Genomic DNA, 2,135 nt, shown 5'->3' on the forward strand with positions numbered 1-2,135 from the left:
GCCGACGCCGCGCTGACGGCGCACGGCCGGATCGACGTGCTCATCAACAACGTGGGCGGCACGATCTGGGCGCGCCCGTACCACGAGTACTCCGCCGACCAGATCGAGGCGGAGGTACAGCGCTCGCTGTTCCCGACGCTGTGGATGTGCCGCGCCGTGCTGCCGGCCATGGTCGACCGCGGTGCCGGCACGATCGTCAACGTCTCCTCCGTGGCCACGCGCGGTGTCAACCGCGTGCCGTACGCGGCGGCCAAGGGGGGTGTCAACGGGCTGACCTCGGCCCTCGCGCTCGAGGCCGCACCCCACGGGGTCCGGGTGGTGGCCACCGCCCCCGGCGGCACGCTCGCCCCCGAGCGTCGGATCTCCCGCGGCGGTGACGCCCGCACCGAGCAGGAGAAGGCCTGGTACTCGCAGATCGTCGACCAGACCGTCGAGTCCACCGCGCTGGGCCGCTACGGAACGCTGCACGAGCAGGCCGCGCCCATCTGCTTCCTCGCCTCGGACGAGGCCTCCTACATCACCGGATCAGTCCTGCCCGTCGCCGGTGGCGACCAGGGCTGACGCCTCCCACCCCGACCCGGGCCGTAGCCCTGCCCTCCCCGTACCCCACCGAACGGAGCTCTTCCGTGTCCATCGCCCCTGCCCAGCCTGTGTGGGAGTCCCCGGCGCATCGGCGCACCGTGTACGGCGTGCTCGCCGTGGTGGCGCTGACCATCCTGTTCGACGGCTACGACCTCGTCGTCTACGGTGCCGTGCTGCCGACCCTGATGAACGACCCTTCGCAGATCGGCGCGCTCGGTGCGGCCCAGGCCGGTGCTCTCGGCTCGTACGCGTTGGTCGGCGTGATGATCGGCGCGCTCAGCGCCGGTGCGATCGGTGACCGGATCGGCCGACGCAGGATCATTCTCGGCGCGGTCGCCTGGTTCTCGGTCGGTATGGCCGCCACCGCCCTGGCGCGGGATATCACGACGTTCGGCATCCTGCGCCTGCTCACCGGTGTCGGGATCGGTGCGATCGTGGCGACCGCAGGCGCGGTGATCGCCGAGTTCGCGCCCGCCGGGCGACGGAACCTGTTCAACGCCGTGGTCTACAGCGGCATCCCCGCCGGTGGTGTGGTCGCCTCGGCACTGGCGATGATCCTGCGCGACCACATCGGGTGGCGCGGGCTGTTCCTCATCGGCGCGCTGCCACTGGTGGCGGTGCTGCCGTACGCGTGGTTCGCGCTCCCGGAGTCGCCGCGGTGGTTGGCCTCCCGTGGCCGTGTCGAGCGCGCCCGCACGGTGTGCGACGCCTACGGTCTGCCGCGGGCGATGGCCGTGGTCGAGGCACCCGGCGCCGTGGAGCCGGCCGCACCCGGGAGCGACGACGACAACGCGCCCACCCGGGCCCGTTCACGTACCGGCTTCGCCGCCCTGCTGTCCCCCGACTACCGATTCGGCACGCTCCTGCTGGGGTTCATGAGCTTCGCCGGCCTGCTGCTGACCTACGGACTCAACACGTGGCTACCGACGATCATGAAGACCTACGGTGTCGACGCCACGAGCTCGCTCGGCTTCCTGCTGGTCCTCAACGGCGGTGCGATCATCGGCGGCCTGGCCGCCTCGTGGCTCGCTGACCGTCACGGCCCGCGCGTGATCGTGGCCTGCTCGTTCGTCCTGGCCGCACTGGCATTGGTCGTGATCACCATCTCCCCCCCGTTCGCGCTCATGGTGCTGCTCGTGGCGGCGGCCGGGATGGGCACGATCGGCACCCAGGTGTTGCTGTACGGCTTCGTCTCCAACTACTACGAGACGGGTGCCCGCGCGGCGGGGGTGGCCTGGTGTGCCGGCTTCGGTCGCCTCGGCGGCATCCTGGGGCCGGTCATCGGCGGGCTGCTCGTCGCCGGTGGTCTCCGGGCGGAGACCTCGTTCCTGGTGTTCGGCGGTATCGCGCTGGTCGGCGCCGGCCTGACCCTGGCCGTCCCGCGATCGCCGGTCACGGAGGAGCCGGCGGCCCCCGCCGAGCCCGAGGCGCCGCTGGTATTCGAGCCCGGGACCGCATCGGTCGACTCTGTCGCGACACCGGACTCGCGGTCGGAGTCGACCCTAGGCTGACGGAATGACCACCTCCCTCCCGCGTCACAGCCGCCACCGCGC

Annotated in this window: 2 protein-coding genes; both read left to right on the forward strand. The window is 71.9% G+C overall.

The features are described 5' to 3' along the window. On the forward strand, positions 1-561 hold a 561-nt coding region (locus tag ACWIE7_RS18910), incomplete at its 5' end, for a 1,6-dihydroxycyclohexa-2,4-diene-1-carboxylate dehydrogenase (RefSeq protein ID WP_454070290.1). Between the two features lie 71 nt (positions 562-632). Further along, on the forward strand, positions 633-2,093 hold the full coding sequence (locus ACWIE7_RS18915) for an MFS transporter (RefSeq protein WP_454058252.1): 1,461 nt from the start codon (positions 633-635) through the stop codon (positions 2,091-2,093). Positions 2,094-2,135: the final 42 nt, after the last annotated feature.

Source organism: Dietzia sp. NPDC055343, from assembly GCF_053645265.1.